We start from the raw sequence: 23,094 nt of genomic DNA, 5'->3' as shown, positions 1-23,094 counted from the left end.
CATCCGACGCTGACAGGGGCCGACACCCCACCCTCTCTTGGTTTCAATGATCGACGGCGGGGTGGAGGGCCCGTCGGGCCCAGGGGGAAGGCGGGGGCAGGTTGCCGGTCCCCGAGGCGTACCGGCTCGTCATACCGCTCCTGCTCGGTTCGGGCGCTGTGGAGTCGCAGCGGATGTCCCGCTGGGTGGCGCGGCCCAGTTGCTGGTGGCTGTGGGGGTCCTTCTCGCCTTCCGTAAGCCGGTCGGTGTCCGGGGGATGGTGTGGGGGTTGAACCGGGACCGGCTCAGGGAGCTGACGGCCGATCCCGAGGGCGAGCCCTTTTTCCACGAGGCAGAACCCGCTTTTCGTGTGTGCCAACACCGTCGGGGTGGGGTCGGGGCTGTCGGGGGCAGATCGGCTGTTCTCGTCGCTTGGGTGACCGGGGCGCCCCGCCGAGCTCTGACCGTCTGCTGGTCGCACGGGCTGGTGCGTATCGACGTGGCCGGCGCCAAGGGAGCGACCGGTGTGATCGCCTGGCAGATCGATGCCGTGTAGTCCTCTGGCTTTGTGCGGCTGAGTAGTCGTACTCATGCGCCGGGGTCGTGGGGGACAGCGGTCAGGAGGTCTCGGGGGTGCGTTGCACGAGGCCTGGGGGGCGTGCTTGGGTCGGGTGATGGATTGGCTCCTCGGTGGCCGGCGTACTGCTGATCCTGCTCGGTGTGAGTCCAGAGTCCATCGCGGCTATTGCCCTCGGCCTGTCGACGCTCTACGCCGCCTGGCAGGGACACCGGCCACCTAAGTCATCCCAGGACGCTCCGCCCCCCCCAGCGCCCGCTCTGATGGCGCACCATCGATCGCCAGCAATATTGACGCAGCCGCTACCCAGGCGCCGGACCTCGCCGCCTATGAAGGTGTAGGTGTGACACCGGCGGATCTGGCAAACTCGGATGCTGCAGATGAGAACAGCGCACCGCCAGTCGTTGAAAACTGGACTGTCGACCAAGCGAATTGGAGCCGTTAGACGTCGTTTCTTATGGCTTGATCGTTCGTTGATCCGTGCGTGGCGGATCTTGTGGAGCGACTGGTGCCGGACGAGTTGTGGGTGCTGTTCCGGCGGGTGGTGCCACCGACTGAGGTGATACGTCCGCAGGGCGGTGGCCGGCGTCGGGCCGGTGACCGCGAAGCCCTGGCGGCGATCATCTTCGTGGCGACGTCGGGCTGCACCTGGCGGCAGCTTCCGCCGGTGTTCGGCCCGGCCTGGCCCACGGTCTACCGCCGGTTCGCTCAGTGGAGCCGGGACCAGGTCTGGGCCCGGCTCTACCGGGTAATCCTCGACGAACTCGGAGCGCGGGGCGAGCTGGACTGGTCGCGGTGTGCGATTGACTCGGTAAGTCTGCGGGCGGCAAAAGGGGGCCTTTGACGGGACCGAATCCGACCGACCGCGGCAAGCTGGGATCGAAGATTCATCTGATCTGCGACCGGAACGGACTGCCGCTATCCCTGGGCATCTCCGGCGCGAACATGCACGACAGCCAGGGTCTGGAGCCGCTCGTGCGCGGCATCCCACCGATCCGGTGCCGCCGTGGTCCCCGGCGTCGGCGACCGGCGAAGCTGCATGCGGACAAGGGCTATGACTACGACCACCTGCGACGATGGCTTCGCGAGCGCGGTATCCGCCATCGCATCGCCCGCAAGGGTGTCGAGTCCTCGCAGCGGCTGGGCCGGCATCGGTGGGTGGTCGAGAGAACCGTGTCCTGGCTGGCCGGTTGCCGAAGGCTCCACCGACGCTATGAACGGAAGGCCGAGCACTTCCTCGCCTTCGTCGGCATAGCCGCAGCCCTCATCGGCTACCGAAGGCTGACAGGCTGAGACGCCAGTTACCCGATGAGCTGTTCCGTCGTCTGGCGATACTGCTTCGATCGATTTTCCGTCAGTTTCCACAGAGCAGGCAGACCGTCCTCCTGCATCCGGGCTTCCGCCTCTTGCTGGCACGCCGCCTCGAAGCGGAGCAGGCTGTCGAAGGAGCCGATATGGACGGCGGTCGGCCAGGATGCCGCCGCCTTCGAGGCGAACTCTAGGGTCTGCGCTGCCGTAATGTTCTGTTGCTTCGACCTGGTCAGCACCACCGTGCCGAAGACCAGAGAGGACCATCCTTTGACAAAGGCGTGGCCGGCGAGCTCTGCCGGATACCTGGCATCCAGGGACCAGCTCTCGGCAAACGCAGAGCCGAGCAAGTCGTCATCGAGCCCTCGACCGTCGAGAAACGCTGTGATGTTCTCCAGCCCCGCCATGATCGGGCTGTAGTGGTCAAGCAGGCCAGATCGTGTGGTCAGTACCTGCACGGCTCCGCCCAGCCGGATGGCTGCGGCGCAACACAGCGCCGTTCCCGCAGCGTCAAACGCCTCGTCCACGATCCCCCCGTCCCTTGCCCAACCCAAACGCTGGCGGCCTCGGGCACGATAACCGCAAGAGCGCCATAAGAAACGACGTCTTAGTCGAGGCTTAAAACCCTCCCGGCCGTTCGTCGCCTCGACATCCGTGAGGCCCTGAACCAGTGCGGTTCAGGGCCTCACAGGTCCGCACGAGTAGGTCGGTCAGCCGTGCGCAGAAGGCGCCCGACCACCTCGACGCGCTCTCCACGTGCCCTGAGTGCAGATGAAATAGCCGCCAGGCGGCCCCTCGGGCGCGAAATTCCGAGACGAAGCGCCAGCCCGAGACGGTGAGACGCATTTTCCGTGACCCGCGTCACAACGCATGCAAATCCTCACGTACTCGCCTATGCAAAGGCGTAGTTGGGCGTGGTGCTCCCCCGCCCGGCCCGGACATCGGACAAGGCCCCTGCACCGGCAACTGGGTGCCTTCCCATCCCGTGGAAACGGTCAGCGCCACTGTCGGCACGTAAGTTCCGCCGTCGGCCGGCTCATAGGTGCCTCGGTACTGGGTGGAGGGGCCGGGAGGGAGGCCGCATACTCGGTGATCGTTGCGGTGCCGTCAGGGCGGTGGCTGCCGCGACCGATTCGGTGGTCAGACAAGGAAGGGCATGGGGGACATGAGTGGTGGCAACCGGCCGATAATGCCGGAGTCGGTGGACAGTCCAGCTCTGCGGACACCGCCGACGGGCAAGGCGGCGCGGTGGCTGCTGCGTCACCAGGTGCAACCGGTCGGGCCGGCAGCCGGTGAGAGTCATGCCGAGCCGCACGCCTGGTGGAAGGTGATGTGCCTGACCGGGGTCGACTACTTCTCCAGTCTGGCCTACGTGCCGGCGATCGCCGCTCTGGCCGCCGGGGCCGTCTCTCCTCTGGCGACGCTGCTGATCGTGGCGTTGACGTTGCTGGGGATGCTGCCGATGTACCGGAAGGTGGCCAAGGAGAGCCCGCACGGCGCGGGGTCGGTCGCCATGCTGGAGGATCTGCTGCCGTTCTGGTGGGGCAAGCTGTTCGTGCTCGTCCTGCTCGGGTTCGTGGCCACCTCCTGGATCATCACCATCACGCTGTCCACGGCGGACGCCTCCGTGCACGTGGTGGAGAACCCCTTCTTCCCCTCCGTCCTCCACGGCCACGAGGTTGCCCTGACCGTGGGACTGCTGCTGATCCTGGGAGGTGTTTTCCTGCTCGGTTTCAGTGAGGCGGTCAGTGTCGCCATCCCGCTGGTCGCCGTCTTCCTGGCGCTCAACGCGGTCGTCATCGGCGTCGGCCTGGCCCATGTGTTCACGACGGACGGCGCGCTGTCGGCCTGGACCGACGCGCTCGTCGAAGGCGGAGGCGGCCTCGGTGACCTTGCCGGTCCGGCACTGCTGGCCTTCCCACTGCTGGTGCTGGGGCTGTCAGGCTTCGAGACCGGTGTGAGCATGATGCCGCTCGTGGCGGCCGAGGGTGCCGACGCCGAGCAGCGGCTGCGCGCCAGGATTCGCAACGCCCGCCGGCTTCTGACCACGGCCGCTGTGATCATGAGCGTCTATCTGCTGGCCGCCAGCTTCGTGACCACCGTCCTCATCCCGGAGAAGGAGTTCGAGCCCGGTGGTGCGGCCAACGGCCGGGCGCTGGCCTGGCTGGCGCACGAGCATGTCAGTGAGGCGTTCGGCACCGCGTACGACATCAGCACCATCCTCATCCTGTGGTTCGCCGGCGCTTCCGCCATGGCAGGGTTGATCAACATCGTTCCCCGCTACCTGCCCGACTACGGCATGGCCCCCGAGTGGGGACGCGCGGTGCGTCCGGTCGTCATCGTCTACACCGCCCTGTGCATCCTGATCACCATCGCCTTCGACGCCGACGTCGACGCCCAGGCCGGTGCGTACGCCACCGGGATCCTGGCGATGATGGTCTCCGGCGCCTTCGCCGTGACCGTCTTCGTCGCACGCGGCCGCCGGCGCGCGAGCACCGTCGGTTTCGCCCTGCTCACCGCGGTTCTGCTCTACGCCCTCGTGGCCAACATCGTCGACAAGCCCGACGGCATCGCCATCTCCGGCTTCTTCATCCTGGGCATCATCGTCGTGTCGCTGGTCTCCCGCGTCTCGCGCACCACCGAACTGCGCGCCGACCGCATCGTCTTCGACGAGAACGCCCGCCGGTTCATCGCCGACACCCTCGCCCACGACGAGTCCATCAACATCATCGCCAACCGCCGCCAGGCCGGCGACTTCGCCGAGTACAGCGCCAAGGAACGCGAACAGCGCGGCACCAACCCGGTACCGGGCCCGGCTGACGTGATCTTCCTGGAGATCGACGTGGTCGACCCGTCCGACTTCAGCGAAACCCTCACCGTCCACGGTGTCGAAGTCGACGGCTACCGCATCCTGCGCGCCGAAGCGCCGGCCGCCCCCAACGCCATCGCCGCCGTCCTGCTCGCCCTGCGCGACGCCACCGGCGTGCGGCCGCACTGTTACTTCGCCTGGGCCGAAGGCAGCCCCCTGGTGCACATGATCCGTTACTTCCTCCTCGGCCGCGGTGACACCGCCCCGGTCACCCGCGAGATCATCCGCAGCAACGAACCCGACCCCGACCGCCGCCCCGGTATCCACGTCGGCGGCTGAGCCCGTCACCTCCGCCTGGGAAACGCGGCAGAACGTCGACCGAAAAGGGAGCAGGCGTGATGACGGATTCCGACAATCCCTACCGCGTTCTCCGGCGCATCCAGTACGCCCTCCTCTTGCTCATGGCCGGCCTGGGAACCGCCGGGGTCCTCACCGCATCGCTGTGGCTTCTGGGGCTCGCCGCCTGGGCTCTGATCACGGCCGGTCTCATCGAGATGATCTACCGGCCCTGAAGCCCCGGCCGCCCGGGCGAACGCCGGCTCAGTCACGTCGAGGCAGCGTCAAGGTCCTGGCTTGGGAGGAGGGCCCTGCCCTTTCCGCACAAGGGAGTTGAGCCAGTGAGCAGAGTGCGCGGGCAGCCATGCGCACACCAGAGGCCGTTCGGCACCTCACCGAAGCCGTCGCGCACCTCATCAAGGCATCCCATGGAGTGGACGCCAGCGACCGGTTGGATCCGGTCGGCCCGCCTTGACGCAGTGCTGACGGATACCCAACGGTTCCTTGCCCCGTGACCGCGGACCGCGTCGCCGGACGGCTGCGGCACGCGGCAGTCGCCCATCAAGAGTGCGTCAGGGTCAGCCGGTTGCGCGCGAAGATCCCGCAAGGAACCTCCAGACGTGGGGGGAAACGGACCGAACCTGGATGCGACCGCATACACGTCAGCCCTCGTGCGCGGCCGAGGAAGAAGGAGCTCGCATCCATGTCCGTGATCCCGAGGACCGGGCTCACCTGCACGCCCTGGAGCGCTCCTGGGCGCAATGGGATCCCGGTGTGCCTCTGGTCCGGCTGTCGAGCGAGCGGCGCAGCCTGGGGCGTCCGATCGCCGCGTACATCCGTGGGGTAGCCGCCGCCGAGCCGGACACGCGCGTCACCGTGCTGATCCCGGAGGCCGAGCCGGAGCGGCTGTGGCAGCGGCTGCTGCAGAACCAGCGGGGCGTGGTCGTCGCGCACGCCGTACGGCGGGAGACGGACGCGGTGATCTGCCGGCTCCGCTTCCGGCTCCTCTGCGCCAGACCGCGTCAGAGTTCCGTCAAGGCCCTGGGTCCCGCCGTATGAGAGCCGTCAAGGGCGGACCCGATCCGGCCAATGAGGCGCTTTCCTCAAATCGTCCGTTTCACCGAACCTCACTCCAGGAGTTCGCGATGGCCGATCTGGCCTTCGTCGTCACCGTGCTCGCGGCGTTCGCGCTGGTGGCTCTCTTTGCCAAGGGGGTGACGAAGCTGTGAGCACCGAGAACATCGTCGGCCTGATCGTGGCTGTCTCCCTGCTGGGCTACCTCGTCCTCGCCCTGATCTTCCCGGAGAGGTTCTGAGCCTGATGGGTCCCGTCCTCGCCGGCGTGCTCCAGCTGCTCGCACTCACAGCCGCGCTGGCTCTCGCCTACATCCCCCTTGGCAACTACATGGCCAGGGTCTACTCCTCCGACAAGCACTGGCGCGTCGAGAAGTGGGTCTACAAGGGCATCGGTGCCAACCCCGACGCCGAAATGACCTGGTGCGCGTACCTGCGCGGCGTGCTCGCCTTCTCGGCCGTCGGCGTCCTCTTCCTCTATCTGCTGATGCGGCTCCAGGGCGTCCTGCCCGGCTCGCTGGGGTTCTCCTCGGTCAACCCGGCGCAGTCGTTCAACACGGCCGTGTCGTTCGTGACCAACACCAACTGGCAGTCGTACTACGGCGAGCAGACCATGGGGCACGTCGTGCAGACCGCCGGTCTCGCCGTGCAGAACTTCGTCTCCGCAGCCGTCGGCATGGCCGTCGCCGTGGCACTGGTGCGGGGCTTCGCCCGCTCGCGTACCGGTGAGCTCGGCAACTTCTGGTCCGACCTGGTGCGCGGCACCCTGCGGATCCTGGTGCCGGCGGCGGCGATCGCCGCGATCGCGCTGGTGGCGTGCGGCGTGATCCAGAACTTCTCCGGCATCCACGAGGTCGGGCAATTCTTTGACGGGCACAGCATGGGCGGCTCGCAGCAGTGGAACGGCGGCGCGGTCGCCTCGCAGGAGGCGATCAAGGAGATCGGCACCAACGGTGGCGGCTACTTCAACGCCAACAGCGCTCACCCCTTCGAGAACCCGACGCCCTTCACGAACCTGTTCGAGATCTTCCTGATCCTGGTGATCCCGTTCTCGCTGACTCGCACCTTCGGGGTCATGGTCGGCTCGGTCAGGCAGGGATACGCGATCCTCGCCACGATGTTCACCATCTGGCTGGGCTTCGTGGCCTTGATGATGTGGACCGAGTTCGCCCACCACGGCCCGGCGCTCCAGGCTGCGGGCGGGGCGTACGAGGGCAAGGAGGTCCGCTTCGGCGTCGGCGCGTCCTCGATCTTCGCGGTGTCGACCACGCTCACCTCGACCGGCGCGGTGGACTCCTTCCACTCCTCCTTCACCGGCCTCGGCGGCGGCATCACGATGCTCGGCATGATGCTGGGCGAGATCGCGCCCGGCGGTGTGGGCTCCGGCCTCTACGGCATGCTGGTCATGGCGGTCATCGCGGTGTTCATCGCCGGCCTGATGGTCGGCCGCACGCCCGAGTACCTGGGCAAGAAGATCGGCACCCGCGAGATCAAGCTGGCCGCCTGCTACATCCTCATCACGCCGGCGCTGGTGCTCGTCTTCACCGCCGTCTCCATGGCCCTGCCGACCCCGCCGCACTCGATGCTGAACAGCGGCGCGCACGGCTTCTCCGAGGTGCTCTACGCCTTCACCTCCGCGTCGAACAACAACGGCTCGGCCTTCGCCGGACTGAACGCGAACACCGACTGGTTCAACACCACGACCGGACTCGCGATGCTGCTGGGCCGCTTCCTGCCCATGGTGTTCGTGCTGGCGCTGGCCGGCTCGCTCGCCGAGCAGAAGCCGGTGCCCGTGACCGCGGGCACCCTGCGCACCGAGAAGCCGCTGTTCACCGGCCTGCTGGTGGGCGCGATCCTGATCATCACCGGTCTCACGTACTTCCCCGCCCTCGCGCTGGGCCCGCTCGCCGAGGGGCTGGCGTGATGACCACCCGTACAGAGAAGTCAGAGGACTCCATGTCCACAGCCACTCCCACCCGGGCGCACAGCGACGCTCCCACCGGGCACAAGCCCGCCGAGGGCCGTGTCGGTGCGGGCCTCTTCGACCCCGGGCAACTGGTCACGTCGCTGCCGGACGCCTTCCGCAAGCTCGACCCCCGGGTGATGGTCAAGTCGCCCGTGATGTTCGTGGTGTGGATCGGCTCGGTCCTGACGACCGTCTTCTCCTTCAAGGACCCGGGCGACTGGTTCGGCTGGACGATCAGCGCCTGGCTGTGGCTGACCGTGATCTTCGCCAACCTGGCGGAGGCGGTCGCCGAGGGCCGCGGCAAGGCGCAGGCCGACACCCTGCGCCAGGCCAGGACCGACACGATCGCCCGCCGGCTGCTCACCGACGGTTCGGAAGAGCGGATCCCCGGCACCGAGCTGACGATCGGCGACCTCGTGGTGTGCGAGGCCGGGGACGTCATCCCCGGTGACGGGGACGTCGTCGAGGGCGTCGCGTCGGTCGACGAGTCGGCGATCACCGGTGAATCGGCCCCGGTCATCCGTGAGTCGGGCGGTGATCGCAGCGCCGTAACCGGCGGTACGAAGGTGCTGTCCGACCGGATCGTCATCAAGATCACGACGAAGCCGGGCGAGACCTTCATCGACCGGATGATCAACCTCGTCGAGGGCGCCGCACGGCAGAAGACGCCCAACGAGATCGCGCTGAACATCCTGCTCGCCTCACTGACCATCGTCTTCCTCCTCGCGTGCGCCACTCTCCCGCCGTTCGCGGACTACGCCGGTACGCACCTGACGATGGTGCTGCTCATCGCCCTGCTGGTCTGCCTGATACCGACCACCATCGGCGCACTGCTGTCCGCGATCGGCATCGCCGGCATGGACCGGCTGGTGCAGCGCAACGTGCTGGCCATGTCGGGCCGGGCTGTCGAGGCCGCCGGTGACGTCTCCACGCTGCTGCTCGACAAGACCGGCACCATCACCCTCGGCAACCGGCAGGCCGCCGAGTTCGTGCCGGTGCGCGGGACCACGGAAGCGGAGGTCGCGGATGCCGCCCAGCTGTCGTCGCTGGCCGACGAGACGCCGGAGGGCCGCTCGGTCGTCGTCCTGGCGAAGGAGCAGTACGGGCTGCGTGAGCGCCACCAGGGCGAGCTCGTCGGCGCCGAGTGGATCGAGTTCACCGCTCAGACCCGGATGTCGGGCGTCGACATCGACGGCCGCAAGATCCGCAAGGGCGCCACGGCCTCGGTCATCGCCTGGGTCGAGGAGCAGGGCGGCACGGTCGCGGAGGACGCGGAACGGGTCGCACACCGCATTTCCGAGGCGGGCGGGACCCCGCTGCTGGTCGCGGTGGACGACGAGCAGGGCGCGCGCGTCCTGGGTGTCATCCACCTCAAGGACGTCGTCAAGGAGGGCATGCGCGAGCGGTTCGAAGAGCTGCGCCGCATGGGCATCAGGACCGTCATGATCACGGGCGACAACCCCCTGACGGCCAAGGCGATCGCCCAGGAGGCCGGGGTCGACGACTTCCTCGCCGAGGCCACCCCCGAGGACAAGATGGCCCTGATCAAGCGGGAGCAGGCGGGCGGCAAGCTCGTCGCGATGACCGGCGACGGCACCAATGACGCCCCCGCGCTGGCCCAGGCCGACGTCGGGGTGGCGATGAACACGGGCACGTCGGCCGCGAAGGAGGCCGGCAACATGGTCGACCTCGACTCGAACCCGACCAAGCTCATCGAGATCGTCGAGATCGGCAAACAACTCCTCATCACCCGGGGCGCGTTGACGACGTTCTCCATCGCCAACGACGTCGCCAAGTACTTCGCGATCATCCCGGCACTGTTCGCCGCGGTCTACCCAGGCCTGGACAAGCTCAACATCATGGGTCTGTCCTCGCCCGACTCCGCGATCCTGTCGGCCGTCGTCTTCAACGCGCTGATCATCATCGCGCTGGTGCCGCTGTCCCTGAAGGGCGTGCGGTACCGGCCGGTCAGCGCTGACCGGATGCTGCGGCGGAACCTGACGATCTACGGGCTGGGCGGTCTGATCGCCCCGTTCATCGGCATCAAGCTCATCGACCTGCTCATCTCTCTGATCCCCGGGCTGTAACTTTTCGAAAGCGTGGTGAAGGACCATGAACAACTCCGTTGTGAACACCGCCCGGTTGCTCGGAGCGGGCCTGCGCGCCCTCCTCGTGCTGACCCTGGTCACCGGCGTCATCTACCCGCTGGTCGTCACCGGCATCGCCCAGGGGCTGTTTCCCGGCAAGGCGAACGGCTCGGAGGTCAAGGCGGACGGCAAGGTCGTCGGCTCGTCTTTGATCGGGCAACAGGGCTACAGCCTGGGCTACTTCCAGCCGCGCCCGGCGAACGGGCTCGGCGAGAACTCGGTCAACACCCAGTACAAGCTGATCCTTTCGGGCGCCACCAACCTGGCCGCCGACAACAAGGAGCTCGTCAAGCAGGTCGAGGACGCCAAGGCCAAGGTGTCCAAGGACAACTCCGTGCCCGGCTACACCGTCAAGCCGGAGGACATCCCCGCAGACGCGGTGACCTCCTCCGCTTCCGGCCTCGACCCGGACATCTCCCCGGCCTACGCCGACCTCCAGGTCCACCGCGTGGCCGAGCGCAATGGCCTGACCGTCGACCGGGTGCAGAAGCTCGTCGACGACCACACCGAGGGCCGCACCCTCGGCTTCATCGGCGAGCCCCGGGTCAACGTGCTCGAACTCAACATCGCGCTCAAGGACCTCGTGGCCAAGGACTGACGAGCTGAAGGAGCGGGAGCGACGTCGAGAGGTCCGAAGAGGACCGGGCCGAACTGCTGGAGGCCATCGAGGAGGGGGCGGACCGGCTCGACCACGTGGTCGGCAACCTGCTCGACATGTCCCGGCCGCAGACCGGCACGGTCACCCCGATCATGGTGTCGGCCTCGGCCTGGCGGTGGCACGCGGCTTCACCGAGGCCATCGGCGGCACACTGCACGCCGAGGACACACCCGGCGGCGGTCTCACCATGGTGCTCACCGTACGGACGGCACCGGGGCGGCGGCCACAGCAGCCGGACCTGCCGGCGGCGGCCTCGCCCTGAGGGGCAGGGGGCCAGCAGTGTGGCGGAAGGGCGGGCGGTTGACGAAGAGCCCTCACCGCTGAACGGAAAGTCTGGCGACGCCGACGCGGTGTCGGAGCATGCGGCCCTCTAGCGGGACGAGCCGCCGGAGGCCATCCGCGCGGTTACTTCGGGTCGCGGTTGAACACGGCCTTCGACCAGCAGTAGCCGAGCGCCGCCAGGCCCAGGCACCACACGACGGTGATCCACCAGTTGTTGCCGATCTCGGTGCCGAGCAGCAGTCCGCGCAACGTCTCGATGGCGGGCGTGAACGGCTGGTACTGGGCGATCGGCTGGAACCAGCCCGGCATCGCGTCGACCGGGACGAAGGCGCTGGAGATGAGCGGCAGGAAGATTAGCGGCAGCGCGTTGTTGCTCGCTGCCTCGGCACTGGGGCTGACCATGCCCATACCGACCGCGATCCAGGTGAACGCCAGGGCGAACAGCGCGAGCAGCCCGAATGCCGCGATCCACTCCAGGACCGTGGCATCCGTGGAGCGGAAGCCGATGGCCACGCCGACGGCGCCGACGAGAGTCACGCTGATGACCGACTGCACCACGCTGCTGATGACGTGTCCGATGAGCACGGAACCGCGGTGGATCGCCATGGTACGGAAGCGGGCGATGATGCCCTCGGTCATGTCCATGGAGACGGACACCGCGGTACCGACCAGGGTGCCGCCGATGGTCATCAGCAGGATGCCCGGGACGAGATAGGCGATGTACTCCGAGCGATCGGCGCCGCCACCGCCGATGCCCGCGCTCATCACGTCGCCGAAGACGTAGACGAAGAGCAGCAGCAGGACGATCGGCGTGAGCAGCAGGTTCAGGGTGAGGGACGGGTAGCGCCGCGCGTGCAGGAGGTTGCGGCGCAGCATCGTGGAGGAGTCGCGCAGAGCGAGGGAGAGCCGGGTCGGGCGGGCGGGGGCCAGGGGGGTGCTCATCGGGCAGCCTCCTTGGGCTGGTCGGTGCCGCCGGTCAGGGCGAAGAACACGTCGTCGAGGTCGGGGGTGTGCATGGTCAGCTCATTGGCCTCGATGCCGGCGGAGTCCAGCCAGTCGAGGATGGAGCGCAGTTCGCGCTGGCTGCCGTCGCTGGGGATCTGCAGCGCCAGCGCCTCATCGTCCCGGGTGACCTCACGCAGCGCGGAGGCGGCTCTCTGGTATGCGGCCGGGTCGGTGAAGCGCAGACGGACATGCCCGCCGGGGATCAGCCTCTTCAGCTCGTCGGCGGTGCCCTCGGCGGCGATCTTGCCGTCGTTCAGCACCGCGATGCGGTCGGCGAGCTCGTCGGCCTCTTCCAGGTATTGGGTGGTGAGGAAGACGGTGACGCCGTCGGAGACGAGTTCGCGGATGATCTGCCACATGTTGTGGCGGGAGCGCGGGTCGAGGCCGGTGGTCGGCTCGTCGAGGAAGATGATCCGCGGGTTGCCGACCAGGGTCATCGCGATGTCCAGGCGGCGCTTCATCCCGCCGGAGTAGGTGGAGGCGGGCTTCTTCGCGGCCTCGGTGAGGTCGAACCGCTCCAGCAGCTCGGCGGCGACCTGCCGCCCCTCGCTCTTGGACAGATGGTGCAGGTCCGCCATGAGGAGCATGTTCTCTTCGCCGGTGATCAGCCCGTCGACGGCGGAGAACTGCCCGGTGACACCGATCGCGGCGCGCACCCCGTCCGGGGAGGTGGCGACGTCGTGGCCCGCGACCTGGGCCTGTCCGCTGTCGGCGCTGATGAGCGTGGACAGGATCTTCACGGCGGTGGTCTTGCCGGCGCCGTTGGGTCCGAGCAGCGCGAACACGGACCCGGCCGGGATATGCAGGTCGATGCCGTCGAGGACGGGCTTGTCGCCGTACGACTTGCGCAGACCGACGGTGGATACGGCGGCCGACGACTGTGGACCGTCACCCCACCTGGATGTGGACATGACAGATGAAGGCATAGGGCCCTCCGATCGAAGGCTGAAGTGAGTGTGAGAAGAGGCCGGTTGACGATGTGGTGCTCAGGCCCTGGCGCGGCGGACATCGATGTTGCCGTACTTGGTGCGGGCGCGGACCTTGACCGTGTCCTCGGTCTGCTCGGGGCTCTCGGACGCGGTCAGCGTGTTGCGCACCTGGCCGGAGTTCGAGCTGACGTCGAGCCAGGCGGCCGTGCCCTCGCGGACACCGACGTCGATGGCGCCGTAATTGGTCTCCAACTGGACGGTTCCGCGGGCAACTTCACCCACCCGCAGGGTGCCGTGGGCGGTGGTGGCGGTGACGGAGTCCTCGGCGCGCCGGATCTCGATGTCGCCGTTGGCGCCACTCACCCGCAGCTCGCCGGTCGCGGCGTCGACGGTCGTGGTGCCGTGCGAGTTCTTCAGGACGGCGGGGCCGTCGACGAGGCCGACGCGCAGACTGCCGGAGCTGGTGGTGATCTCCGCCCTGCCCTCGATGCGGTCCACGGTGATCGAGCCGTGCGACGCGGTCAGCTGGAGCGGACCCGTCGTGTCGAGACGGACGTCGCCGGACGAGGTCTTCACACTGACCTCGCCGAGGCGGCCCTCGCCGAGCACCTGGGCCCAGGCGCCGGTCATGTCGATACGCGAGCCCGCGGGCAGTTCGACCGTCACGTCGACCGTGCCGGTGCGGCCGAGCCCGAGCAGATTGCCCTTGGGCGTCCTGATCGTCAGTACGCCGCCCGCGTAGGTGACCTCGGTCTGCTCGGCCGCCCGTACGTCCAGGTCCTTCTTCGGGTCGCGGGGCCGCACCTCGACGACCGTGTCGAGGCGGTCGTCCGCGGTGAACTGGATGGAACCGGCCTCCACGCGCGCGGTGACCGAGATCGGTTCGGGAGTGTTGAAAGAAGGCATGGCTGTCCCGTCCTCGTGAGTCCTTGAGCCGTCCCTGCTGGTGGGACGTGGCGTGGATGAAGTGGTGCTGATGGGGGGCGCGGCTAGCGCACCCAGCCCGTGAAGCTCTGTCCGACCGTCTGAGTCTTCTCCGTCGTACGCGGCCGGGGGCCGCCGTCGACCGCGGCCGACACGGCGCGCACCAGCCACGCGTTGACCGACAGGCCCTCGCGGCTCGCGGCCTCCTCTGCGCGGGCCTTGAGGTGGGCCGGCAGGCGCAGGTTGACGCGGGCAGTGCCGCCCTCATCGCCGTCGGCCGGGGCCGGGGTCCTGAGAGGTTCGACGGGCGCGGCCGGCTCCGCAGGGGCGCCGTCGCCGGTGGGCGGCGGTGTCACCACGAAGTCGGGGTCGAGCCCGCGCAGCCGTACGTCGACCGAGCCGGGGGCGAGTTCGCGGGTGATCTCGTCCATCGCGGCGGAGAGCACATTGAGCATGGTCAGGCGGGTCGCCGACTCCAGGGGCGCGAGGAGCCTCTCGGCCAGCTCTCGGGCCTCGTCGCCGCCGGCTTCGGCGGCTACCGCGAGTTCGCGGCGGAGGTTGTCGACATACGGGGTGAGGTCCATGACGCCATCATGGCATCGCAATGGCGCCACACGCAAGGCCGAGTGGCGCCTCACGTGGGGCAGACGCAAAGGCGATCACCCTGAGCTGCGAGAACGCCAGCAGGGCGCCCCGAGTCATTGTGGCGCCATGCACGTCACGCCCGCCTGGGAGCGCGCCCCCAGGGCGGCCCCGGTCCCGTATCAGCCGGCATTGGCGCAGGCGGGTGCGCCGGCATGCGCCACGACCTCACCACCCCTGGCGGCGGGCGACGAAGTTGTGGCGAGTACCTGGCCTGCGCTTTCGCGACTGACGCCCACCCTGTGGCGCCATTCAGGCTCGATATGGTGCCACTGATGTGCCATAGTGGCGCCATTGGCAGTGAACTCCTCGGCCGCGCAGGCCGAGGGTCGCGCGTTTTCGCGGAGTGAGCCATCGAAGGGGTCGGATCATGGAGACAGCACAGAGTCAGGAGCAGGCGGCGCCCGCCGCCTTCACCGCCTTCGCCCGCTTCGTGCTCTGCGGCGGTGGGGTGGGGATCACCTCCAGCTTCGCCGTGGCGGCCCTCGCCTCCTACATCCCCTGGGCTCTGGCCAATGCCCTGATCACCGTGGTCTCCACGCTCCTCGCCACCGAGCTGCACGCCCGCTTCACCTTCGGCGCTGGCGGGCGCGCGACCTGGCGCCAGCATGCGCAATCGGCCGGGTCCGCGGCGGCCGCATACGCAGCGACGTGCGTGGCGATGCTTGTCCTGCAGCAGTTGGTGGCGGCGCCCGGTGCGGTGCTGGAGCAGGTCGTCTACCTGTCCGCCTCCGCACTCGCCGGTGTCGCGCGGTTCACGGTGCTGCGCCTCGTCGTCTTCACGCGGAACCGCGCGCAGGCAGCGCCCACCGTTCGCACCACCCGTCCCGTGCACACGACCGTGGCCCCCACCGCGACCCCGGCGGGCCCCGCGGTGCTCAGCTACGCCGCCTGACTGGTCCACCGGGCGGCGTGCCGCGCGGGCGCCCGCAGACGTGGCGACGGTCAGCGGCGTGAAGCCGCAGCAGTCCGGGTCGCAGCCGTCGCCGCGATCTGCTGCACCGCCTACAGCGCGGACACCAGTTGGCGCTTCTCCGCCGACTACCTGGACATGGGCAGGGCCATCGAGCGCGCCGCGATGTTCGCCGCCGCCGAGTTCGCCCTGCGCCACCGCCCTGATGGCCCGGCTGAGCCTCAACGGCCCGAAGCAGGCGCCCGGCGCCTGCCCGGAACTATCCGGGCGGCGGGGCGGATGGGCCGCGTGCCAGATGTGCGCCACGCCGCCCCACAAGGGCCGCGATCTTTCGTCCACAGGTTGTGGACGGCGGAACGGAGTCGGAACACCAGCCGAGTTGCACGTTGCTCCCGCCCTCGCCGCATGACCGGACAGGCCCGACGCCCACTTCACCCTGCTCGGTCACGGCCCTCCGCAACTCGCCTCGGGCGGAGCGCTTTTGCCTCTGCCACCGATCCGGCCATGACGTCGAAATCGCGGCCCGCTCCGCAAGCCCGGTGCCGTCACAGTGTGTGAGTCCCGTCCGGCAGGGAACACGCAACCACATAGAGGGCCTGCGCGGCCGCCCGCTGACGAAGCAGACGTCGTCCTTGCTCCGCGGTCGCGCCATGCGCTTCCGGCAATGGAGGAAGCGCATCCCTACCTACGGCCCGGTCTCAGCGGCTCCCGGGCGGCGCCGAGTCATCGGCCTCATCCGGGGAGAACAATCGTCATGACCACGCATTCCATCGTCCACCCCCCGCCCTCGGAGAGGTCCGGCAGTGACTTCGCCCGGCTGTCGAGGAAGATCGCCGATGCCGGTCTGATGGGCCGCCGTCCCGGCTACTACGCCCTGCGGATCACCGTGGTCGCCGGGCTCTACGTCGGCGGGTGGGCCACCGTCGCACTCGTCGGTGACAGCTGGTGGACCCTGACCGTCGCCGCTTTCCTGGCCATCGTCTTCGGTCAGGTCGCCCTGCTCGCCCATGACGCGGCCCACCGTCAGGTGTTCCGCCGGCGCCGGGCCAGCGAGGTGTCGGGACGGATCGCCGGTGCCGGTATCGGGATGGGCTACGGGTGGTGGCAGGACAAGCACACCCGCCACCACGCCAACCCCAACCACGAGGACCTCGACCCCGACCTCGACCCCGACCTGCTGATCTGGTCCCAGGACCAGGCCCGGGTCGCCACCGGGCTCCCCCGTGTGATCGGCCGCTGGCAGGCGTTCCTGTTCTTCCCGCTCCTGACACTGGAGGGCTTCAACCTGCACGTGTCGAGCGTGCGGTCGCTTGCCAATCGCTCGCTCAAGCACCGAGCGCTCGACGGCGTCCTGCTGTTCGCGCACTTCGCGGTGTACCTGACCGTCCTGTTCTGGCTGCTGCCCCTCGGTATGGCGATCGCCTTCCTGGCCGTCCACCAGTGCCTCTTCGGTGTCTACCTCGGCTCCCTCTTCGCGCCCAACCACAAGGGGATGCCGATCCTGAAGGGCGAGGACCGCCCGGACTTCCTGCGCCGCCAGGTGCTCACCTCGCGCAACGTGCGCGGCGGCCGGCTCACCGACATCGCGCTGGGCGGGCTGAACCACCAGATCGAGCACCACCTGTTCCCCAGCATGCCCAGCCCCAACCTGCGCAGGGCGCGGACCATCGTCCGGCGCCACTGCGAGGACCTGGGCGTGGACTACGTGGAGACCGGACTGATCACCTCCTACCGGCTGGCCCTCGTCAGCCTCCATCAGGCGGGAGCACCGCTCCGGAAGACCCGGGTTCCCGCGTAGCAGCGGGCGTCCGGCGATGTCCGCGGGCGGCCGTCGGAGGCGGTGACGGCACCGCGCGACGCCGCGGAGGCCCGGCCGCCGATCGGCTCACCGGTCAGCGCAGCCGGTCTCCCCTGGCCCGTCGCCGGTCATCGCGGATGCGGTCCTGCCGGTCCCGGCGGCGGATGAAGTCGCCCGGTTCGAGATCACCGTCCATGAGCCGCCCGATCACGAGACCGACGATGCCCAGGCCCAGCACCAGCAGGAAGGCCCAGAAGTCACCGAAGTACGCGGCGAACCCCAGCGCCATTCCCGCGATCAAGCCCACCACGCTCCTGCTCATCACGCGCTCCTTTCGACGCACCGGGCCTGATCCGGTTCCCCTCGCTCCGGTCCGGCCGTGCTCCGGTCCGGCCGTCCCTACTCTTCCCGCCTCAGCGCTCTCCGGATGAGCAAGAAGGCCGCGACAGCGACCAGGGCGATCCCGATGAGGATCAGCAGCGCCCCGAGGAGGATCAGGACCGTCCCGACCAGCATCAGCATCGCCCCCATCAGGATCAATATCGTCCCGATGACGAGAAGAAACGCTGCGAGGACGGTCATGGCTTCCTCCTGCCCCCCACTCGACTCTGACTCCCCCTCCTCCGCTTTGTAAACAATTCCGGATGAAATGGTGCAATAAGGCCTACGATGGCGGATGGTCACCCTTCTGCCCAAGCCGTGCGCGGCGAGGGGCGCTTGGGGCGACATGCCGCCCTTGGCGCGATCGGCTCGCCATCACCCCGGGACGAAGGGAATCGAGCAGTGATGACGGACGGTGGGCGGCATCCGGACAGGGTCGGGGTGGACCGGTCGGAGGGGTTCGGCGAACGGCTGCTCGGCATGCTGCTGGACCGGTCCCACGAGATGCCGCCGGAGTTGATCGCCCCGCTCGTCGCGGAAGAGGTGGCCAGGGTCGGAGGGCGGGAGGTCTCCATCCTCCTGCAGGACTACGAACAGGTGCTGCTGGTGCCGCTGCCGGGCCGGAGGCTGAAGGTCGGCGGCCCCGAACCGGTCGAGGGCTCCCCTGCCGGCGAAGCGTTCCTGAGCCTGAGAACGGTGGAGGTGCCGAAGGACGGCAGTGTGCGAATGTACTTGCCGCTGCTGGACGGCAGCGACCAGATCGGGGTGATGGCCGTCACCCTGGACAGCGTCGATGACGACGACCGGCGGCTGCTCCGCAGACTCGCCGGTCTGGTCGCGGAAATGATCGTCACCAAGGACGCCTACACCGATCAGTTCTTCCAGGCCCGCCGCAGCGCCCCGATGAGCGTGGCCGCTGAGATCCAGTGGTCGTTGCTGCCCCCGCTGTCGATGACCGTTCCGCAGGTCGAGGTGGCCGGCATCCTGGAGCCCGCCTACGACGTGGCCGGCGACAGCTTCGACTACGCCCTCAACGGCGACATCCTTCACGTGGCCATGCTCGACGCGATGGGCCACGGGCTGGACGCGGCGACCATGGCGACGGTGGCCGTCGGCGCCTACCGCCACACGCGACGGGCCCACACCGATCTGTCCCAGGTGTACGCGTTCATGGACCGGGCCATCAACGACCAGTTCGGCCCCGACCACTTCGTCACCGCGCAGATGATGGTCCTGGACATCGCCACGGGCCGGCTGCAGTGGGTCAACGCCGGCCACCCGGCTCCGTTCCTGATCCGTGACCGCGCCGTGGTGGACCGGCTGGAGAGCCCCACCACGCTGCCCGTCGGCTTCGGCGGCGAGGAGCCAGTGGTCAGCGAGCGGATGCTGCGACCCGGTGACCGGTTGCTGTGCTTCACCGACGGTCTGATCGAGGAGCACCAGGCCGGCGGGCAGCAGTTCGGTGAGGAGCAGCTCATCGAGTGGACCAACCGGATCCTCCGCGACCGCACCGAAGTACGGGCGGTGGTGCGGGCGCTGTCGCACGCTCTGAAGCACGAACGGGGCGGCAGCACGACCGACGACGCCACCATCTTCCTCGTCGAGTGGCGAGGCGGCGGCGCCGATCACCTCACCGCCCTCGATTGAGCCTCTCCGGGAGATCGACGTGAGGGCGTTCCGCGGGTGGGGAGTTCGTGGACCAGGAACCCGGAGCCGGTGATCTCGATGATGCGGGCCATGATCGGTGGCGGATGGTGCAGCCGGAGGATCGTGCCGGCTTCGGTGGCGAGCCCCGATGCCGTGAGGAAGACGTTGAGTCCGCTGGCGTCGCAGAAGGTGACTCCCGTGAGATCGACGTCCGTGATGCCCATGCCGTCGTTCAGGCACTCGGCCAGCGCGGCCCGCACGAGCGGGGCGGTGGCCAGGTCGATCTCCCCCGAAAGGGTGATCAGCGAGCGGGTGGTGTGGTCGCGCCGGTGGACGTTCAGCCGTGGAAAGGGCATGGATCCTCGGTTCGGAGTGCCCGTCGGCGAGCCGCGTGGCCGGATTGGGTCCTGCCCTCGCGGCGTGCCGCCGATACGGGGGTGTGCGGGGTGGCGGGCGGAGGGCCGTTCCACGAGCCCGGGTCGGCGGGCATCGTGGTGGACCGGCCGTCCGGGGATGCGCCACGAACCGGACAGCAGGTCCGCGTCCGACGGCATCGTGTCCTGGAGGGTTGGCTGCCCCGGCCTGCGGACACCGGACGCGGGTGGGCCCCCGGCCTGTCGTGTGCGCGGCTGCGGCCGGGGTCCCGGATTGCGGGGTGGTGCTGTCGGTGCGGTCAGTTCCGCCCGTCGGATGACGGGCCGGGCGAGCCTGCCGGAAGGGTGGGGCTCGCTCCTTCACGGGCACGCGGACGGAGTCGCCCGCGTACGCCGGGCCCGGGTCGCCCGGGCCGGCCGGTACGGCTCGTCGCCGCCCCGCCGCGGGCCCTTCGCCGAGCCGACGGAGCCGGTCCCGCGACAGGCATCCCGGTGTGGCCGTAATGGACGCCGGCCATGCGGTCGCCGTGCTGCGAGTTCAGCAGACGGATGAGGAGCACCCCGAGGGCGATCATTCCCAGGATCACGGCCACGGTCACGAACGTCTCCACGATCCTCACCTTCCCATCGGCTGCTGCGGCACCGTGCCGGTCATGGCCGGAACCCGTGGAGGTGCGGCCGAGTTACGGGACCCGTGCCCTCCTTCGGAGTCCCAGACCGCTTCCACGGCCCGGTCGGCGTCGCGCAGCGTCCGCAGGCGCGCCGCCTCCTCCATCAACCTGCTCGCGCTCGACGTACCGCGCGGGTCGCTCGCGGCGGCCATCAGCCAGGCGGCCGAGTCGGGAGCCGTCTGCGGCGGGACGACCAAGAGGTTCCAGCGGCCCACGTGGTAGGAGAGCAACAGCAGTTCATGCGGGTCCTGCTCGTCCCGGAACCAGCCCACGTGCACCACGCGCCCGGCGACGGGCACCTTGCGCGGGATGACCGGCCACTGGGTGGGATTCACCGTGACCCGGGTGATCCGCCCCCACAGCGGTTCCAGTACGGCGGTCAGGGACGGGAGTTCCGCCTCGAGGTCGCGGGAGCGGGGCCACCAGGCGCCGTCCAGCAGAGCCGGGGCGGAGCCGATGGGAGCGAGCGACAGACGCGGAGAGAGCGAGGGGAGCCGGTCATCGGCTTCGGTCGTCGGCGGGTGGAAAATGGTCGCCATCATGACGCGAACCCTGCCCCGGGCCGACCAGGGTCGGCCCGGAATCTTGAATCGCCGAAAACGACACGAGCCTGGAAGCCGGTGTTCGAAATATCCTCGGTAAATCCAGCGTACTCCTCCAACAGGCCCGACGGACCGTGCGGACAACGGAGGAACACTCCCATGCGTCCCTCCCCGGAACCCTCGTCCCTGAGGCAACGAGCACTTCCCAAGCTGGGAGGGCGAGTTCGATTGCAGGGTGGTCGCAGGGTCTCGCGCCGGGGGGAACGACCTGGCCACGCGACGTCGCCGAGCTGATCCGTGCCGAGTCGGGGGAATATCGATCCACTGGTGTGTCGGTCCCCCGATGCGCCCGCGGGCTTCGGCAAGGGTTTCCCTGACGGAGGGGGTGGCATGGTGAAGAGCGCGGGAGACGAGGGGAGCCGGCCGGCGGCCGAGAGGGGATTCTGGCAGCTGGTCGTCGGGCAACTGGGCACGGCCCTGGTCGTGGTGGATCCCGCCGGACGGATCCTCGCGGTCAATCCGGCGGCCGAGCGGCTGCTCGGCCGCGCCGCCCCGGCGATGCGCGGGGAGGACGCACACGACCTGCTGCACCGGGATGCGCACGGCGGCAGGATCCCCCGGGAGCAGTGCCCGCTGCTGCGGGCCGTGGCCGACAGGTCCGAGGCACGCGAGGAGGGCGACATCTGTCTGCGCGGTGACGGCCGCCTGATCGCGATCTCCTGGTCCGCTTCTCCCGTGACGGACGACGGCGCCTTCATCGGCATGGCCGTGCTGTTCACCGACACCGCCGGCGAGCGCAGCGCGCGTCGGGAGCGTGCGGCCTACACACGTGCGCTGGAGGACCTCACCGAGCGGCTGACGCTGGTCGCGGAGATCACCGACGTACTCGGCCAGACCCTGGAGACCGATGAGGCCCTCGTCCGGCTGGGCCGCCTGCTGGTTCCCCGCCTCGCCGACTGGGCGGCGGTGGATCTCCGAGTCGCTTCCGGGGAGGTCCACCGGGTGGCGGTGACCGGTCCCGCGGGCCGGGAGGCCGGACTGGAGGGCGGGCGCCAGCGTCTTACCGAGGCGGGGGAGGGAGATCACTCACCGCTCGTCCAGGTGCTCAACGGCGCTGATCCCGTACTGCAGCAGGAGGCGGATCCGGCCGCACCGCCCGCCTCTCCCCTGGCCGCCGTCCACGACGACTTCCTGCGGACGGTGGGCTCGACGTCGGCCATCACGGTGCCGCTCGGCCCCCGAGGGCAGATCACCGGCGCCCTGACCGTGGTGCGCACGGACCCGGAGCACCCCTTCGACAGCGACGACCTGGACGTCGTGAGCGACATCGGCCGCCGGGTCGGCCTGGTCATCGACAACGCACGGCGGTTCGGCCGCCAGCGCGCCGTCGCCGAGGCCATGCAGCGCAACCTGCTCGCCCCGCTGCCCCAGCCCGGCCGCCTGCGGCTGGCCGCCCGCTACCAGCCCGCCCCGGCCGGCTCCCAGGTGGGCGGCGACTGGTACGACGCGTTCGAGCGGAAGGACGGCACGCTCGCGCTGGTCATCGGAGACGTCGTGGGCCACGACCTGACCGCGGCGGCCGGCATGGCGCAACTGCACGGCATCCTGCGCTCACTGGCCTGGGACCACACCGGCCCGCCCGGTGCCGTCGTCGACCGCCTCGACGACGCCATGCCCGCCATCACCACCGTCCCCATGGCCACCCTCGTCCTCGCCCTGCTGGAAGGCGACCCGCACACCGGTCCCTGGACGCTGCGGTGGACCAGCGCGGGGCACCCGCCGCCTCTGCTGCTGACCCCGGACGGACAGGCGCAGTACCTCGAAGCGGGACAGGGACTCCTCCTCGGTGTCCCTCCGGGCACCGGCGGCAGCCGGCCGAGCGCCGCGCAGTCCCTTCCACCGGGTTCCACTCTCCTGCTCTACACCGACGGCCTGATCGAGATCCCCGGCAGCGACCTGGACACCGGCCTCGCCCGTCTGCGCCGCCACGCCCTCGCTCTCGCCCACGAACCGCTGGACACGCTGTGCGACCAACTGCCCTCCCGCATGCCGCCCGGCAGCACCGACGACGTGGCCCTCCTCGCCCTGCGTCTGCCGTCGCCCTGAAGGCGGTGACCGCGGTGAGGCGGGACC

At 69.3% G+C, this 23,094-nt stretch carries 21 protein-coding genes and 3 pseudogenes; 15 read left to right on the top strand and 9 right to left on the bottom strand.

Features of this window, described 5'->3' with window-relative positions:
• Positions 1 to 1,052: 1,052 nt before the first annotated feature.
• A protein-coding gene (locus HNR57_RS16190) for an IS5 family transposase (protein WP_313673970.1) occupies positions 1,053 to 1,849 on the top strand; the annotation gives its coding sequence in 2 pieces (ribosomal slippage) (positions 1,053 to 1,388 and positions 1,391 to 1,849; 795 coding nt in all).
• A gap of 8 nt (positions 1,850 to 1,857) precedes the next feature.
• Here HNR57_RS16190 and HNR57_RS16185 read toward each other — a convergent pair.
• Entirely contained in the window at positions 1,858 to 2,391 is a 534-nt protein-coding gene (locus HNR57_RS16185; protein ID WP_184560699.1) for a hypothetical protein, read from the bottom strand.
• Positions 2,392 to 3,053: 662 nt separating this feature from the next.
• Between HNR57_RS16185 and HNR57_RS16180 the strand changes: the two genes are divergently transcribed.
• The 9 genes and pseudogenes from HNR57_RS16180 to HNR57_RS39550 form a co-directional block, all read left to right on the top strand.
• Complete coding sequence (locus tag HNR57_RS16180) at positions 3,054 to 5,012, top strand: APC family permease (RefSeq protein WP_376772258.1); 1,959 nt, start codon at positions 3,054 to 3,056, stop codon at positions 5,010 to 5,012.
• A gap of 59 nt (positions 5,013 to 5,071) precedes the next feature.
• Entirely contained in the window at positions 5,072 to 5,245 is a 174-nt protein-coding gene (locus HNR57_RS16175) for a hypothetical protein (protein ID WP_184560697.1), read from the top strand.
• Between the two features lie 475 nt (positions 5,246 to 5,720).
• Positions 5,721 to 6,068: pseudogene (locus HNR57_RS16170) on the top strand (hypothetical protein); the annotation flags it as partial.
• Positions 6,065 to 6,238 carry a hypothetical protein gene (locus tag HNR57_RS16165; RefSeq protein ID WP_184560696.1) on the top strand — a complete coding sequence of 58 codons (174 nt, stop codon included), beginning with the start codon at positions 6,065 to 6,067 and terminating at the stop codon, positions 6,236 to 6,238. The pseudogene HNR57_RS16170 and the gene HNR57_RS16165, both read left to right, overlap by 4 nt.
• Positions 6,235 to 6,324 carry a K(+)-transporting ATPase subunit F gene (gene kdpF / locus HNR57_RS16160; protein WP_184560695.1) on the top strand — a complete coding sequence of 30 codons (90 nt, stop codon included), beginning with the start codon at positions 6,235 to 6,237 and terminating at the stop codon, positions 6,322 to 6,324. Before HNR57_RS16165 ends, kdpF begins: the two co-directional genes overlap by 4 nt.
• Positions 6,325 to 6,329: 5 nt before the next feature.
• Positions 6,330 to 8,006 (top strand): potassium-transporting ATPase subunit KdpA, encoded by a 1,677-nt coding sequence (kdpA, locus tag HNR57_RS16155; RefSeq protein WP_184560694.1) that lies wholly within the window; start codon positions 6,330 to 6,332, stop codon positions 8,004 to 8,006.
• Between the two features lie 32 nt (positions 8,007 to 8,038).
• Positions 8,039 to 10,135 carry a potassium-transporting ATPase subunit KdpB gene (gene kdpB / locus HNR57_RS16150; RefSeq protein ID WP_184560693.1) on the top strand — a complete coding sequence of 699 codons (2,097 nt, stop codon included), beginning with the start codon at positions 8,039 to 8,041 and terminating at the stop codon, positions 10,133 to 10,135.
• Between the two features lie 25 nt (positions 10,136 to 10,160).
• On the top strand, positions 10,161 to 10,793 hold the full coding sequence (locus tag HNR57_RS16145) for a potassium-transporting ATPase subunit C (protein WP_184560692.1): 633 nt from the start codon (positions 10,161 to 10,163) through the stop codon (positions 10,791 to 10,793).
• Positions 10,794 to 10,813: 20 nt separating this feature from the next.
• Positions 10,814 to 11,115: pseudogene (locus HNR57_RS39550) on the top strand (hypothetical protein); the annotation flags it as partial.
• A gap of 143 nt (positions 11,116 to 11,258) precedes the next feature.
• Here HNR57_RS39550 and HNR57_RS16135 read toward each other — a convergent pair.
• The 4 genes from HNR57_RS16135 to HNR57_RS16120 form a co-directional block, all read right to left on the bottom strand.
• On the bottom strand, positions 11,259 to 12,077 hold the full coding sequence (locus tag HNR57_RS16135; RefSeq protein WP_184560690.1) for an ABC transporter permease: 819 nt from the start codon (positions 12,075 to 12,077) through the stop codon (positions 11,259 to 11,261).
• Positions 12,074 to 13,051, bottom strand: a complete 978-nt coding sequence (locus HNR57_RS16130) for an efflux ABC transporter ATPase subunit, DrrA-related (protein WP_246554655.1) — start codon at positions 13,049 to 13,051, stop codon at positions 12,074 to 12,076. The genes HNR57_RS16135 and HNR57_RS16130 overlap by 4 nt, the downstream gene beginning before the upstream one ends.
• A 75-nt stretch (positions 13,052 to 13,126) precedes the next feature.
• On the bottom strand, positions 13,127 to 13,975 hold the full coding sequence (locus tag HNR57_RS16125; RefSeq protein ID WP_184560688.1) for a DUF4097 family beta strand repeat-containing protein: 849 nt from the start codon (positions 13,973 to 13,975) through the stop codon (positions 13,127 to 13,129).
• An 83-nt stretch (positions 13,976 to 14,058) separates the two neighbouring features.
• Positions 14,059 to 14,577 carry a toxin-antitoxin system HicB family antitoxin gene (locus HNR57_RS16120; RefSeq protein WP_184560687.1) on the bottom strand — a complete coding sequence of 173 codons (519 nt, stop codon included), beginning with the start codon at positions 14,575 to 14,577 and terminating at the stop codon, positions 14,059 to 14,061.
• Positions 14,578 to 15,005: 428 nt separating this feature from the next.
• Between HNR57_RS16120 and HNR57_RS16115 the strand changes: the two genes are divergently transcribed.
• From HNR57_RS16115 to HNR57_RS16110, 3 genes and pseudogenes are all read left to right on the top strand, one after another.
• Positions 15,006 to 15,530 (top strand): hypothetical protein, encoded by a 525-nt coding sequence (locus HNR57_RS16115; protein ID WP_184560686.1) that lies wholly within the window; start codon positions 15,006 to 15,008, stop codon positions 15,528 to 15,530.
• Positions 15,531 to 15,795 (top strand): annotated as a pseudogene (locus HNR57_RS39545) (hypothetical protein); the annotation flags it as partial.
• A gap of 507 nt (positions 15,796 to 16,302) precedes the next feature.
• Positions 16,303 to 17,346, top strand: coding sequence for a fatty acid desaturase family protein (locus tag HNR57_RS16110; RefSeq protein WP_184560685.1), 1,044 nt, complete (start codon positions 16,303 to 16,305; stop codon positions 17,344 to 17,346).
• A 94-nt stretch (positions 17,347 to 17,440) separates the two neighbouring features.
• Here HNR57_RS16110 and HNR57_RS16105 read toward each other — a convergent pair whose 3' ends face one another.
• Positions 17,441 to 17,668, bottom strand: a complete 228-nt coding sequence (locus HNR57_RS16105; protein ID WP_184560684.1) for a hypothetical protein — start codon at positions 17,666 to 17,668, stop codon at positions 17,441 to 17,443.
• A 77-nt stretch (positions 17,669 to 17,745) separates the two neighbouring features.
• A complete protein-coding gene (locus tag HNR57_RS16100) occupies positions 17,746 to 17,928 on the bottom strand; it encodes a hypothetical protein (RefSeq protein ID WP_184560683.1) in 183 nt (60 codons plus the stop codon).
• Positions 17,929 to 18,132: 204 nt separating this feature from the next.
• On the opposite strand from HNR57_RS16100, the gene HNR57_RS16095 reads away from it, so the two are divergent.
• A complete protein-coding gene (locus HNR57_RS16095; protein WP_184560682.1) occupies positions 18,133 to 19,374 on the top strand; it encodes a PP2C family protein-serine/threonine phosphatase in 1,242 nt (413 codons plus the stop codon).
• Here HNR57_RS16095 and HNR57_RS16090 read toward each other — a convergent pair.
• Positions 19,353 to 19,730: an STAS domain-containing protein gene (locus HNR57_RS16090; protein ID WP_184560681.1), complete on the bottom strand. Its 378-nt coding sequence runs from the start codon at positions 19,728 to 19,730 to the stop codon at positions 19,353 to 19,355. The two genes, HNR57_RS16095 and HNR57_RS16090, sit on opposite strands and share 22 nt — an antisense overlap.
• A 634-nt stretch (positions 19,731 to 20,364) precedes the next feature.
• The gene (locus HNR57_RS16085; protein ID WP_184560680.1) at positions 20,365 to 20,961 is read right to left on the bottom strand and encodes a DUF5994 family protein; all 597 of its coding nucleotides are present in this window, start codon (positions 20,959 to 20,961) and stop codon (positions 20,365 to 20,367) included.
• Between the two features lie 390 nt (positions 20,962 to 21,351).
• Here HNR57_RS16085 and HNR57_RS16080 point away from each other — a divergent pair, with 390 nt between their 5' ends.
• The gene (locus HNR57_RS16080; protein WP_184560679.1) at positions 21,352 to 23,067 is read left to right on the top strand and encodes a SpoIIE family protein phosphatase; all 1,716 of its coding nucleotides are present in this window, start codon (positions 21,352 to 21,354) and stop codon (positions 23,065 to 23,067) included.
• Positions 23,068 to 23,094 lie beyond the last annotated feature (27 nt).

It is taken from the genome of Streptomyces paradoxus (genome assembly GCF_014202475.1).
Taxonomy (GTDB): Bacteria; Actinomycetota; Actinomycetes; order Streptomycetales; family Streptomycetaceae; genus Streptomyces; species Streptomyces paradoxus.
Note: the sequence above shows the minus strand (reverse complement) of the source record. Positions and strands in the feature narration are given on the sequence as shown.